13 protein-coding genes are annotated in these 12,962 nt (G+C 67.4%); 12 read left to right on the top strand and 1 reads right to left on the bottom strand.

Going from position 1 to position 12,962, the window contains the following annotated elements; genetic code table 11:
* Nucleotides 1–25: 25 nt before the first annotated feature.
* Nucleotides 26–1,378 (bottom strand): lanosterol 14-alpha demethylase, encoded by a 1,353-nt coding sequence (gene cyp51, locus NI1_RS05345; protein ID WP_067814521.1) that lies wholly within the window; start codon nucleotides 1,376–1,378, stop codon nucleotides 26–28.
* A gap of 113 nt (nucleotides 1,379–1,491) precedes the next feature.
* Between cyp51 and NI1_RS05350 the strand changes: the two genes are divergently transcribed.
* From NI1_RS05350 to NI1_RS05405, 12 genes are all read left to right on the top strand, one after another.
* The gene (locus NI1_RS05350) at nucleotides 1,492–1,638 is read left to right on the top strand and encodes a DUF1059 domain-containing protein (RefSeq protein ID WP_067814523.1); all 147 of its coding nucleotides are present in this window, start codon (nucleotides 1,492–1,494) and stop codon (nucleotides 1,636–1,638) included.
* A 130-nt stretch (nucleotides 1,639–1,768) separates the two neighbouring features.
* The gene (locus tag NI1_RS05355; protein ID WP_067814525.1) at nucleotides 1,769–3,238 is read left to right on the top strand and encodes an aldehyde dehydrogenase; all 1,470 of its coding nucleotides are present in this window, start codon (nucleotides 1,769–1,771) and stop codon (nucleotides 3,236–3,238) included.
* 37 nt (nucleotides 3,239–3,275) lie between these two features.
* Nucleotides 3,276–4,025 carry an SDR family oxidoreductase gene (locus tag NI1_RS05360; protein WP_067814527.1) on the top strand — a complete coding sequence of 250 codons (750 nt, stop codon included), beginning with the start codon at nucleotides 3,276–3,278 and terminating at the stop codon, nucleotides 4,023–4,025.
* The gene (locus tag NI1_RS05365; protein ID WP_067814529.1) at nucleotides 4,025–4,909 is read left to right on the top strand and encodes an NAD(P)-dependent oxidoreductase; all 885 of its coding nucleotides are present in this window, start codon (nucleotides 4,025–4,027) and stop codon (nucleotides 4,907–4,909) included. Before NI1_RS05360 ends, NI1_RS05365 begins: the two co-directional genes overlap by 1 nt.
* On the top strand, nucleotides 4,906–5,781 hold the full coding sequence (locus tag NI1_RS05370) for an SDR family NAD(P)-dependent oxidoreductase (RefSeq protein ID WP_067814531.1): 876 nt from the start codon (nucleotides 4,906–4,908) through the stop codon (nucleotides 5,779–5,781). The genes NI1_RS05365 and NI1_RS05370 overlap by 4 nt, the downstream gene beginning before the upstream one ends.
* A 168-nt stretch (nucleotides 5,782–5,949) precedes the next feature.
* Nucleotides 5,950–6,804 (top strand): MlaE family ABC transporter permease, encoded by an 855-nt coding sequence (locus NI1_RS05375; RefSeq protein ID WP_067814532.1) that lies wholly within the window; start codon nucleotides 5,950–5,952, stop codon nucleotides 6,802–6,804.
* Nucleotides 6,801–7,664, top strand: coding sequence for an ABC transporter permease (locus NI1_RS05380; protein ID WP_084522553.1), 864 nt, complete (start codon nucleotides 6,801–6,803; stop codon nucleotides 7,662–7,664). The genes NI1_RS05375 and NI1_RS05380 overlap by 4 nt, the downstream gene beginning before the upstream one ends.
* A gap of 4 nt (nucleotides 7,665–7,668) precedes the next feature.
* The gene (locus tag NI1_RS05385) at nucleotides 7,669–8,730 is read left to right on the top strand and encodes an MlaD family protein (RefSeq protein WP_067814536.1); all 1,062 of its coding nucleotides are present in this window, start codon (nucleotides 7,669–7,671) and stop codon (nucleotides 8,728–8,730) included.
* Complete coding sequence (locus tag NI1_RS05390) at nucleotides 8,727–9,731, top strand: MlaD family protein (protein ID WP_067814538.1); 1,005 nt, start codon at nucleotides 8,727–8,729, stop codon at nucleotides 9,729–9,731. The genes NI1_RS05385 and NI1_RS05390 overlap by 4 nt, the downstream gene beginning before the upstream one ends.
* Before the next feature lie 71 nt (nucleotides 9,732–9,802).
* Nucleotides 9,803–10,732: an MlaD family protein gene (locus tag NI1_RS05395; protein ID WP_067814540.1), complete on the top strand. Its 930-nt coding sequence runs from the start codon at nucleotides 9,803–9,805 to the stop codon at nucleotides 10,730–10,732.
* Entirely contained in the window at nucleotides 10,732–11,835 is a 1,104-nt protein-coding gene (locus tag NI1_RS05400) for an MlaD family protein (RefSeq protein ID WP_067814542.1), read from the top strand. Before NI1_RS05395 ends, NI1_RS05400 begins: the two co-directional genes overlap by 1 nt.
* Entirely contained in the window at nucleotides 11,832–12,953 is a 1,122-nt protein-coding gene (locus tag NI1_RS05405; RefSeq protein WP_245663073.1) for an MlaD family protein, read from the top strand. Before NI1_RS05400 ends, NI1_RS05405 begins: the two co-directional genes overlap by 4 nt.
* Nucleotides 12,954–12,962 lie beyond the last annotated feature (9 nt).

Raw genomic sequence — 12,962 nt, forward strand, 5'->3', positions numbered from 1 at the left:
GTCGTGGACCTGGATGGGGCGGGGTTCACCGCACGCGGCGGCGGTAGCGGACCCGGCAGGGCTGTTCGAGCTGGACGACCATCTTGGAGTGATCGTTGCGGTAGCTGTCCGAGGGTTGCGCCATCTCGAATTCCCAGTCCCGCAGCAGAATCGAGAAGATCGCCTTGAGCTGCATGAGCGCGAAGGGCGCGCCGACGCAGCGGTGGCGACCGGCGCCGAAAGGGATCCAGTTCCACTTGTGGACCAGGTCCTCCTGGCGCGGATCGAGGTAGCGGTCCGGATCGTAGGAGTCCGGTTCGGGGAAGTCCTCCGGAATCCGGTTGGAGATGGCCGGTGTCGCGGCCACCATGTCCCCGGGGGCGATCCGGTTTCCGCACACTTCGAACTCGCCCTGCGCGATCCGCATCAGGATGATGAGCGGCGGATGCAGCCGCAAGGTTTCCTTGAGGGCCGCCTCGAGCCGCGGAATCTGGCGCAGCGCATGGTGACTCACCGTGGCGCCGTCGGCGAAGAGCTCGTCGAGTTCGGCGACGACGCGGTCGAGCAGGTCCGGATGACGCAGTAGTTCGATAATGGTCCAGGCCGCGGTGCCGGAGGTGGTGTGGTGCCCGGCGAACATCATCGAGATGAAGATGCCGGTGATCTCGCTGGCGCTGAATCGGGGCGCGCCGTCCTCGCCCGGAACCGAGACGAGCACGTCGAGCATGTCGCGATCCTCTTTGCCCTGCGGCGGATTCGCGATGCGGTCGTCCATGATCTCCTGCACCAGCTCGACCAGTTTCGCCCGCGATTCGTCGCGAATGCGGAAGCTCTCGATGGGCGCGTAGGGGTCGACGTAGCAGTAGGCGTCGGTGCCCCGTTCGAGTTCGTGGTACAGGTGCGCGAAGCGCTCGTCGAGCTGATTGCGGAACTTGACGCCGATCAGGCAGGCCGACGAGGTGTAGATGGTCAGTTCGGCGAAGAACTCGAGCAGATCGATCTCGCCCGCGTCGTCCCAGCGGGCCAGCATCTGATCGACTTCGCGCGCAATGGTTTCGGCGTGCCCGCGCATGTGCTCGGCGCGCAGCGCCTGATTGTGCAGCATTTCCCGGCGGCGTTCGGGGCTGGCGTCGAAAACCACGCCCTCGCCGAAGATCGGTTTCATGAACGGGTAGGCCGCGGCCTGGTCCAGGTCCTCGTCGGCGGAACGGAAGAAGAACTCGTTGGCTTCGGCCCCCGACAGCATGATCACATCGCGGCCCGCGAGCTCGAACGATCCGACATCGCCGCATTCGGCGCGGACTCGGCGCATCAGGGCGATGGGATCGGTGCGGAACTCCTCGAGGTGCCCATGTTCGGCTCCGCCACCGGATACGCGCTGCGGCTTGACCAATGTCATTGGAAATCCTTCCCGGAAAAGCTGTCCGGACACATGATGGACATGTGTCCGGACAGTACTACGATGGGTGGTCGGGTACAAGGACCCGTTCTCCTGGTGAAAGGAAACCCCGAATGAAGAAGCGCCTGAACTGTCCCTGTGGCGAGTTCATCAGCGGCACCGACGAGGACGACCTGGTGGTGAAGACGCAGCGGCATCTCGCCGAACGGCATCCGGATCACGACTACTCCCGGGAAGAGATTCTTTTCATCGCCTACTAGCCGGGCCGATCGCCGGGTTTCGTTGCCGCCCTTGCGCTGTGGGCCGTGCGGCTCCGGTTGCCTGTTGCGCTTGGGTAAGAGTCCGAACTATATTCCGAACAGTTGTCCAGACACTTATCGGGAGTCTTTGATGAACGGTCTCGTCCCCGCCGCGGGCACCCTCCTGTTGATCGGCGGCAAGCTGGTCCCCGGTGCGGCGGGAGTCTTCCCGACGGTGAATCCGGCGACCGAGGAAGTGCTCGGGTATGCCGCGAACGCCGCGGCCGACGATCTGGACGCGGCGGTCGCGGCGGCGCGGGCCGCCTTCGACGAAACCGAGTGGTCACGCGATCACGCCTTCCGCGCGCACTGCCTGCGGCAGTTGCGTGACGTCCTGCGGGCGAACCTGGCGGAGCTGCGCGAGATCACCGTTGCCGAAGCGGGTGCGCCGGTCATGCTGACCAGTGGCCCGCACCTGGAAGGACCGATCGCGGATCTGGATTTCGCCGCCGATCTGGCCGAAAGCTACAGCTGGCGAACCGATCTCGGCGAGCGGACGCAGATGGGCATCCCCAGCCGCCGGGAGATCCGGCGCGAGGCGGTGGGCGTCGTCGGCGCCATCACGCCGTGGAATTTCCCGCACCAGATCAATCTGGCGAAGCTGGGCCCGGCGCTGGCGGCGGGAAACACCGTGGTCCTCAAGCCCGCCCCCGACACCCCGTGGTGCGCGGCGGTGCTCGGGCCGCTCATTGTCGAGGGCACCGACATTCCCGCCGGGGTGGTGAATATCGTTACCTCGAACGATCATTCGGTGGGCGCCCGGCTGGTCGAGGATCCGCGGGTCGACATGATCACCTTCACCGGATCCACCCGCACCGGCCGCTCGGTGATGGTCGGCGGGGCGGCGAATCTCAAGCGCACCTTCCTCGAACTCGGCGGCAAGTCCGCGGCGGTCGTGCTCGACGATGCCGATATCGGCGCCGCCGCGAGCTACACCGCGTTCTCGGTCGCCGTGCACGCCGGACAGGGCTGCGCGCTCACCACCCGGCTGCTGGTGCCGCGCGCGGCCTATGCCGATGCCGTCGCCGCGGCCGGCAAGGCGATGGCGGGCCTGCGGCCCGGTGATCCGACGAAACCCGGAACCATTTGCGGCCCACTCATTTCCGCCGCGCAACGCGACCGCGTAGAGGGCTACCTCACCATCGCGCGATCGGAGGGCGGCCGGATCGTCACCGGCGGCGGGCGGCCCGAGGAGCAGCCGCGCGGCTACTTCGTCGAACCCACCGTCATCGCCGATGTCGCCAATACCGATACCGTCGCGCGGGAGGAGATCTTCGGTCCGGTCCTGGTCGTGATCCCGCACGACGGGGACGCCGACGCGGTGCGGCTGGCCAACGAATCGCCCTACGGGCTTTCGGGTTCGGTGTGGGGCGCCGACCCCGAGCGCGTAGACCGGGTGGTGAACGGCGTGCGGACCGGCACTTTGAGCGTCAACGGCGGTCTCTGGTACCACGCCGACGCCCCGTTCGGCGGCTACAAGCAATCCGGGCTCGGCCGCGAGATGGGCGTGGCCGGGTTCGAGGAATACCTGGAAACCAAACTCGTCGCGACTCCCGCCTGACGAACCGACATCACCCCGAATACAAGGAGCTCGAGAAATGGCACGTTTCACCGGACGGGCGGCGATCGTCACCGGCGCCGCGCAGGGCATCGGCGCCGTCTACGCCAAGGCGCTGGCGGCCGAAGGCGCGAAAGTCGTTGTCGCCGACCTGAATACCGATCGCGGCGAGGAAGTCGCCAAGGAGATCGTGGCCGACGGTGGTACCGCTGCCTTCCGGCGCGTCGACGTCGCGGATCCGGATTCCGCCGCGGCGCTGGCCGAGTTCACCGTGGCCGAATTCGGTGCGATCAACCACCTGGTCAACAATGCCGCCATCTACGGCGATATGAAGCTCGACCTGCTGCTGACCGTGCCGTGGGATTACTACAAGAAGTTCATGGGGGTGAACCTCGACGGCGCGCTCAATGTCACCCGTGCGGTGTGGCAGCCGATGGTCGCGGCCGGCGGCGGGTCGATCGTCAACCAATCCTCCACCGCCGCATGGGTTTACTCCGGCTTCTACGGTCTGGCCAAGGTCGGCATCAACGGCCTGACCCAGCAGCTGGCCACCGAATTGGGCGGATCGAAGATCCGGGTCAACGCGATCGCGCCCGGCCCGATCGACACCGAGGCCACCCTGACGGTCACGCCCGGCAGCATTGTCAAGGACATGGTTTCGCGTATCCCGATCAAGCGCATGGGCACCCCCGAGGATCTGGTCGGCGCCTGCCTGTACCTGCTCTCCGACGAGGCGGCCTGGGTGACCGGGCAGATCCTCAATGTCGACGGCGGACAGATCATCCGGTGATGGGCGAGCACGCCACACCCGACCCGGTCGGGTTCATCGGTTTGGGCAATATGGGCGCGCCGATGGCGCGCCGGCTGCTGGAATGGCCCGGCGGGCTCACCGTCTGCGATCTGCGCCCCGATGCGATGCTGCCCTTCATCGACGCGGGCGCGCAATCGGTTTCGACGCCGGCCGAGCTGGCTGAACGGGCTCGGGTCCTCTGCGTCACGGTCATCGACGACGCGCAGGTGCGCGACGTGGTGGCCGGACCGCACGGGGCACTGCGCACGGCGACTCCGGGAACGGTGATCGCTGTGCACTCGACGATCAGCGATCGGACCGCCGAACAACTGGCGGCGCTGTGCGCCGAACGCGATGTCGAATTCGTCGATGCGCCGGTCAGTGGCGGCGCGCCCGGTGCCGCGAAGGGCGCGCTGGCGGTCATGGTCGGCGGCAGCGAGCTCGCGGTGCGCCGCATTCGCGGCCCCTTCGGTTGCTTCTCGAATCTGCTCGTGCACGCCGGCCCGGTCGGTGCCGGAACGCGAATGAAGCTGGCGCGCAACCTACTTCACTTCGTCGCCTTCACCGCGGCCACCGAGGCGCAGCGGCTGGCCGAAGCGGCCGGACTCGATATCGGCACGCTCGGCAAGGTGGTGCGGCATACCGATGCCATCACCGGCGGGCCGGGAGCGATCATGTTGCGGGACACCACGGCCGCGATCGATCCCGACGACTTCTGGCACCCCATCCTGAGCCATGTCCGCGATCTGGGCGAGAAGGACCTCGGCCTCGCCTTGGAACTCGGAACCCGGCTCGATATTCCGCTGCCTCTGGCGGCAGCGGCGCTCGCCCGACTCGGCCGTGGGCTGGGCGTCGCCGCGCGCATCGAACAGGACGCCGGATGACCGATTCGATATTGTCCGGCCGCGCCGCGGTGGTCGTCGGGGGCGGCAGCGGGGTCGGGCGGGCGGTCGCGGAGCTGCTCGGCCGCCACGGTGCCGGGGTCGTGGTCAACTCGCGCACCGGAGCGTCGGTCGATGCGGTGGTGGCGGAGATCGTGCGGGCCGGCGGCGATGCGGTCGGGATCGCCGGGTCCGCGGCGGATGAGACGACGGCCGCGCACCTCGTCTCCGCGTGCGTCGACACCTATGGCGCGGTGGATGTGCTGGTCAATTGCGCGGGCATCGCGGAACCGGCGCGGTCCTCGATTCTCGATGTGAGCGTTGCGGATTGGCGCGCGCAGCTGGACTCGCATCTGACCACGACCTTCAATACCTGCCGCGCGGCGGCGCCGTTGATGGCCGCGGCGCAGCGCGGTTCGATCATCAACACCGGTTCCTTCGCCTATCTCGGCGACTACGGGGGAACCGGCTATCCGGCGGGCAAGGGCGCGGTGACGAGCCTGAGTCTGGCCATGGCCGCGGAGTTGAAAGCGTATGGCGTGCGCGTCAATACGATCTGCCCGGGCGCGAGGACCCGGTTGTCGACGGGGCCGGATTTCGAGGCGCACATTCGCTCACTGGGTGAGCGCGGACTGCTCGACGAGATGACCGTGGCCGCTTCGCTGGACGCGCCACCACCGGAGTACGCCGCTGCCTTGTATCTGTACCTGGCCGGCGATGCCGCGAGCGCCGTCACCGGCGAGGTCTTCATCGCAGCGGGCGGCTTCCTGGGCCGCTTTCCCCGTCCGACGCCTGCGGTGCTCGGATACCGAGATCATCAGCGGTCCGACCCGTGGTCGATCTCCGAGCTGGCAAAGCTGTTCGAATCGCACTGAGCGGCAGTCGTTTTCCAACGAACACATGTTCGGACTCAAATCTGTTCACATTTCCGGAATGATGTCTGGAATGTGGTCTAGGTCATATGGTAGCGTCACCCGCATGGCGCGCGGAGGCGGTGGGCGCGCGGTCGCGAGAGCGAAATGCACTGTGCGGTAAGGATTTCGATGTCCACGAGAGAACTGGCCCTTCCGGTGCCGGAGCGGAATACCGCCGGGGCCGTGCTGCGTCGAAATTTCGCCGATACCGTGTTGTCGAGCCTGGCCACACTGGGTCGTGCGCTCCGTATCGGAACGCAAGCGATTCGAATCGGTGCGGCAGACGCCTTTCGGCTGCGCTTCCAAGTCAGGGAAACCCTTTCTCAGTCCTGGTTTCTCATTCGCGTCACCGCGCTGCCGAGCGTATTGATGGCGATTCCGTTCGGGGTCATCGTTTCCGCGCAGGTCGGCAATATCGTGTCGCAACTCGGCGCCGATTCCATGATCGGCGCGGCCGGTGGACTGGGGGTGATCAAACAGGGCGCCCCGATGGCCACGGCCATGCTGCTCGGCGGTGCGGGAGCCGCCGCGATCGCCGCCGACCTGGGTGCGCGCACCGTGCGCGAAGAGGTCGATGCCATGCGGGTCATGGGTGTCGATCCGGTACAGCGGCTGGTGGTGCCGCGGATAGCGGCCATGATGCTGGTGGCGCCGCTGCTCAATATCCTGATCACGTTCGTGGGCATCGCCTCCGGATTCGCGGTGGCGGTGACCGCGCTGGACGTCACGCCCGGCAGCTACTGGCATTCCTTCGGCTCGTTCACCACCCCGATCGACGTGTGGGTGTCGGTGGTCAAAGCGACCCTCTTCGGCTTCCTGGTCGTGGTGATCGCCTGTCAGCGCGGGCTGGAAGCCAAGGGCGGACCGCGCGGGGTCGCGGACGGCGTGAACGCCGCCGTCGTGATGTCGGTCGCGGCGGTCGTCGTCCTCAATACCGTGATAACGCAGGTGGTTACGATGTTCCTGCCGGTGAGGATGGCGTGATGGCCGCGCCGTACCGCCCGCCCGGACTGCGCTGGGCGCGCCGATTCCCCGCTCTGCTCACGCCCGTCCGGCCGATCGAGTCGATCGGCTTCGTGATCGGATTCTGCTGGCAGGTGCTGTCTTCGGTCGGGTACACGCTCGTGCACTACCGCCGCCAGACCATCGCCGTCATCACCGATATGACCTGGGGTCGCGGATCGGTGATCGTCGGCGGGGGAGTGGTGCCGCTGATGTTGCTGATGGGCGCGGCGATGGGCGCCTCGATCGGCATCGAGGCGTACAGCGCCTTGAACCTGCTGTCGCTGGGTCAGCTCAGCGGCCTCATCTCCGCGTTCGGCGTCACCCGCGAACTAGCGCCGATCGCGGCCGGTGTCGGCTTCGCGGCGCAGGCCGGCTGCCGGATGACGGCCGAGATCGGCTCCATGCGCATTTCCGAGGAAATCGATGCCCTCGAGTCGCTCGGAATCCGTTCCGTCCCGTTCGTGGTGACCACCCGCGTGATCGCCGGAATCATCGCGGTCGCACCGGCATTCGTCGTCGCATTGATTCTCAGCTATTACTCGTGCGAGGTAATCGTGACCGTGGTCCACGGCACGCCGTCGGGCACCTATAAGCACTACTTCGATCAGTTCGTCGTCCCCTGGGATGTGGTAGCCGCGACGATAAAAGTCGTCTTGTTCGCGGTCGCGGTCGTGCTGATCCATTGTTATCAAGGCTTTTTCGCGACGGGCGGCCCGGAGGGCGTCGGTATCGGATCCGGGCGTGCCATTCGGGCGAGTCTGGTATCGATCATCGCGCTCGATATGGTCGCGACAATTCTGCTGTGGGGATTCCGATCTCCCATCGCGTTCACGGGGTGAGGGAATGCCCGAATACGCACTGTCCGGCACGGAAGTCGGACCGCGTCGAGCCCGGATACTCGGCGCGTGCGCACTCGCCGTGGTCACCCTGTTCACCCTCGGTGCGCGGATACTGCCGGATTCCGCTCCCGCCGACCGGATCACCGTCGTCCTGCTCGTCGGTCAGGTCGGCGAAGGCGTGGGCGCGGGAACCGATGTGCGGCTCGACGGTGTCCGGGTCGGTGCGGTGCGCGGTATCGACTTCGCCGGGCAGGGCCGTCGCAAGCTCGAACTGAGCCTGCTCCGCAGCCAATTGTTCGGGCTGTCCGACAGCCTGGCCGTCGACTTCGCACCCGCCAATCTTTTCGGGGTGAGCGCGATCGAATTGCACACCGGCACAGGCGGTGCGGCATTGTCCGACGGCTCCGTCGTCGACCTCACCGGAGCCGGCGCCGACCGGTTACGTGACGCGACGCTGGCGGCACTGCTGAATTCGACCGGCGAGCTCACCCGGGGGGTACTGACCCCGCAACTGGCACAACTGCTGAGCAAGTTCGCCCGCGACCTGGACGCCTTCACGCCGCTGCTACAGGCGATCGGGACCACCGCACGGTCCTACGCCGACACCCGGGAGCTTCCGCCGTCGGTCCTGTTCGAGCGATCGGGTGCGGCGCTGGCGGGCGTCGCACCGATGCTCACCGGCAGTCTGACCCTGCTCTACGCCAGCTACAACAACGGCTACCTGCGCGATGAGGAGCACATCGCGAAGTTCGCGCAATTGTGGCCGGGGGTGCAGAACGAACTGCTGCCGGTGGTGACGCAATTGTTCGGAACCGCGGAACCGTACTTCTCCGGACTGCTGCCGATCGTCACCGTGGTGCTCGACCGGGTGACCGGATCGGTGAGCGATCCGGTCCGTTCGGCCGGCGAATTGCGTGAACTGCTCAGGCGACTCGATGCCGCGTTCCGTGCCGGTCCCGACGGACCGGTGCTGCGCACCCAGGTCGAACTCGACCCGGTGCCCGGGCTGTCGGCACCGCTCGCGGCCGGGCTCGGCGGGCTGCCGACCGCGGGAGGAGACCGATGACGACACGCGCACTGCTGCTGCGGGTCTGCCTGGCGGTGCTGGCCATGTCGGTGGTCCTGATCGGCGTGTTCCGGGTGATAGAGCGCCCGGTCGCCGGTGGAACCGACACCTACACAGCGATGTTCACCGATGCGAACGGCTTGCGTCCCGGTGACGACGTGCGCATGTACGGCGTCCAGGTCGGGAAGGTCGGCGCGGTCGATCTCGACGGCACGCTGGCCCGCGTACGGTTCACGGTTCTCACCTCCCGCCCGCTGTTCACCGATACCAAAGTCGCGGTGCGCTACCAGAACCTCACCGGTTTCCGGTACCTGGAAGTCCGCCAGCCCGACCAGCCCGGAGCGCGGCGCGCCCCCGGCATGAATTTCGGTGTGGAGCAGACGATTTCGGCCTTCGACATCACGACGCTGTTCAACGGTTTGCAGCCGGTGCTGCGGGCCTTGTCGCCGGCGGATCTGAATCAGTTCACCACCGGCCTGCTCGCGGTCGTCGAGGGTGACGGCACCGGTCTCGGCCCGGCGCTGGGCGCGATCGAGAAGTTGAGCCGCTATGCCTCCGATCGGCAGACGGTGCTCTCGACCCTGGTGAGCAACCTGTCGCGGATCGCCGAGCACCTCGGCGGCGACTCGGGGGAGGCGATGAAGCTGCTGGTCAGCCTGACCGATCTGTTCGTGGTCATCACCGACAAGCTGCCCGGGCTGATCGACTTCTCCAACGATATTCCGCCGCTACTGCGGCCACTGCGCAGCCTGCTGACCGTGCTCGGGCTGACCGGCAAGCAGGACAGCGATCTGGACGCACTGCTGAAGCAGGCTTTTCCGCAGCCGGCCGAGGCGGTCGCGGTGTTCGGCCGGCTGCCCGGTCTCATCCAGGCGGTCGCCGCCGCGGTTCCGCAGAGCGGAGCCGGTGCGCGAGCCGGTTGTTCGCACGGCGCCGCGACCGCGCCTGAACCCATTCGAATCCTGATCGCCGGACAAAGGATCGTCCTGTGCAATTCCTGAAATCCCGGCTGCGCCGCACCGGATCCGGACCCCGCAACACCGATCTCGTCTGAGGGATCGGCGGACTGGGCGTGGTGATCGTGCTGGTGGTCGCGATCGGCGTGGTCTACGTGACCGGCACGACGCCGGCACGAACCTATCGAGCGGAGATGACGCAGGCCGGAGCGATCCGGGCCGGTGACGACGTCCGGGTCGCCGGGATCCCGGTCGGCAAGGTCACCTCGCTGACCCTGCTCGCCGATCGCGTGCGCATGGAATTCACCACCGAGGCAGCTGTTTTCGTCGGCGACCAGACCGTGCTCGACATCCGCATGCTCACCGTGGTCGGCGGCTACTACGTCGCGCTGCGACCGGCCGGCGCCGCCGCGCTCGGCTCGGGCGTGATCCCGAAGGAACGGGTGATGCTGCCCTACAACCTCACCCAGGCGTTCCAGGATGCCGCGCAACCGGTGCGCGAGATCGACGGAAATACGCTGCGCCAGAACCTCGCCGTACTGGCGGCCTCGATCGACAAGAGCCCGGAGGCGATCCGGGCGACAGTGCGGGCGGCCTCGGATCTGGTGGCCCTGCTGGAGAAACAGAATGCGGACATCTCGCGCTCGCTCTCCTTCGCCGACGAGTACCTCACCGCGCTGCGCCGTAATGCCGACGTGCTCGCCACGCTGGTGACCAGGCTCGGCACCCTGTCGAACCTGATCCGCAACAACAAGACCCAGGTCGCCGCGGCGCTCAACGATCTGGCGGTGGTGCTCCAGGATCTCGCGCCCCTGGGCACCGCCTGGGACAACGGATTGAAGGAGCGGGCCCAGCCGCTCGCCGACGCGATTCCGCAACTCTCCCAGCTCGATTCCCGCCTCGGCGAATTGCTCGACGCGGTGCGGGCGCTGGAAACCGAGCTGCTGCCGCTGTTGCCCGCCGGCGGCGGGATCACCGTCGATCAATCGGCCGCCACCGTCTCCGTGCCTTCGATCTGCGTGCCGGTACCCGAAGGAGGGTGTTGATGCTCGGGAGAATCCTGGGATCGCGCGCCGTGATGTCGGCGGCGGTGGTCGTGGTCCTCGTGCTGGCGGGGGTGATCGGTTGGCGAATCGCCGAGCCCGCGCTGCCGACTCGGAGCTTTTGTGCCGAAATGCCGGACACCATCGGGCTTTTCGCCGGCAGCGCGGTGACCGTGATGGGCGTGCCGGTCGGCGAGGTGACCGACATCCAGCTCGCCGGCACGAAATCGCGGGTGCGGTTCACGGTGCGCGCCGATCGCAGACTTCCCCTCGACGTCGGCGCGGTCACCCTCAGCGACACCTTGGTCGCGGACCGGAAACTGGCGCTGATCGGCGACGAGCCGACCGGCCCCGGCTTGGATCCCGGGCAGTGCATCACCAAGACCGTGACCCCGAAAAGCATGTCGGAGACCTTCGATGCGCTGGCTCAACTCACCGATCAGCTCAATGCCGCGGGCGATCCCGCACAGCGAAATGCGTTGGGAGCCGGACTGGATGCCCTCGACCGCGCCACCAGCGGATCCGGTGACCAGCTCAACGCCATCATCAACCAGCTCGGCCGGGCGCTGGCCGCTCCCGACGCGGCGATCGGCCATCTCGGCCGGCTGCTGGACGCGGTGGCCGAACTGGCCCACCGCGCCCGCAACGGCTGGCCCCAGGTACGGGATACGGTCACCGGTCTGCCGCAGACCTTCAACGACATCAATGTCATCGCCTTCCCGCCGATCATCGACCTGGTCGATGCGCTGGGCAAACTGCTACCCCAGATCAATGACGTGATCATCATGCTCGGTGCGCCGACCCTGCGGACGCTGAACTCGGTGCCGAACCTGTCGAAGCTGCTGAGCGCTGGCGTCGGCTCGCTCGGTGAGATCCTCGGCATGGCGCCCGTTATCGCCACCGGATTCGCCGACTCCATCGACCCGGTCAGCGGGCTGGTGTCGGTCGGCTACGCCGCACCGAAACTCGTTCTGGCGCCATCGGATAGCCAGTTGATTTGCGCGGCCGTGGAGTCCCTCACGGGACAGCGGTGCCAGACCTCTGGGAGCGGAGCGGTCACCGTGCCCGCGCTGCCCTACCTGCTCGCGGCGGCGAGTGCGCGATGACTCGGGACGGTGCGGCCGCCATGCAACGACTGTCCACTCGTCTGCGCCGCCTCGGCGCGCACACCGCCCTCGTCCTCGCGGTCACCGTGGGCGCGACGGGATGCGACTTCCAGCCGGCCGAGCTGACGGTGCCGGGAGCCGGTGTCGACGGACCGACCTATCACCTGACCATCGAGTTCGCGAACGTGCTCAATCTGCCGCCGGGGGCCAAGGTGTTCGCCGACGGCGTGCGCGTGGGTGAGCTGACCGGGCTGTCGCTGGTCGACCCGGTGCCGGCCACTTCCACGACGCCGGCCCGGCAGGGATACGTGGTGGCCGAGGTCGTGATTCGCTCGTCGGTGCGACTGCCGGAGGGGACGACCGCGGCACTGCGGCAGGAAACGCCCCTGGGGGACGTGCATATCGCGCTGCGGGTGCCACCGGACGGATCGGCGCGGGCACTGGCGTCCGGGGCGCGAATCCCGTTGTCCCGGACCGAGGAATCGGTGCCGATCGAGGATATCTTCGCCGGACTCGCCACCTTCGTCGGCAGTGGCGCGGTGACGGACTTCCAGAGCATCGTCGCGAAACTGAATGCGATCCTGCCGGACGATCCGCGCGAGACCGCCCGGATCGCGGGGACCCTGGGCGCGGACATCTCCGATCTGGGCGATCACCTGAACTCGGTCGACGCCCTGCTCGACGGCATCGGGGCGACCGTGGATCAGGGTGTGCTGCGGAACGTTCCGATGCTCGACGAACTGTTGAGCCCCTACGGTGCGCAGCACACCATCGATACGATCAATGCCGAGATCGGCATCATCTTCGTGCTCACCGCGCTGGGACCGGTCGCGCCGAGCGTGCGCTGGCTCGCGCCGCTGGTGCAGTCGCTCGACGGCACCGCGCGGGCCGTCGTTCCCATGCTGTTCGGCAGCCGTCCCCTCGATATCGGGTCACCGTCGAATCTGAAGCAGGTCGTGGATCTCGTTCAGAACAAGATCATTCCGTTCGTCGAGCGCGGTCCGAAGCTCGACGTCACGGGCGTGTCGACCGGCGCGCGGCAACCGGCCCGGCTCTCGCCCGCGGAACAGACGGACCGCATTGTCGACACCCTGCGCATGATCGGAGTGATCCGTTGAATCCACGTG

The organism is Nocardia inohanensis NBRC 100128 (genome assembly GCF_001612945.1).
GTDB lineage: Bacteria > Actinomycetota > Actinomycetes > Mycobacteriales > Mycobacteriaceae > Nocardia > Nocardia inohanensis.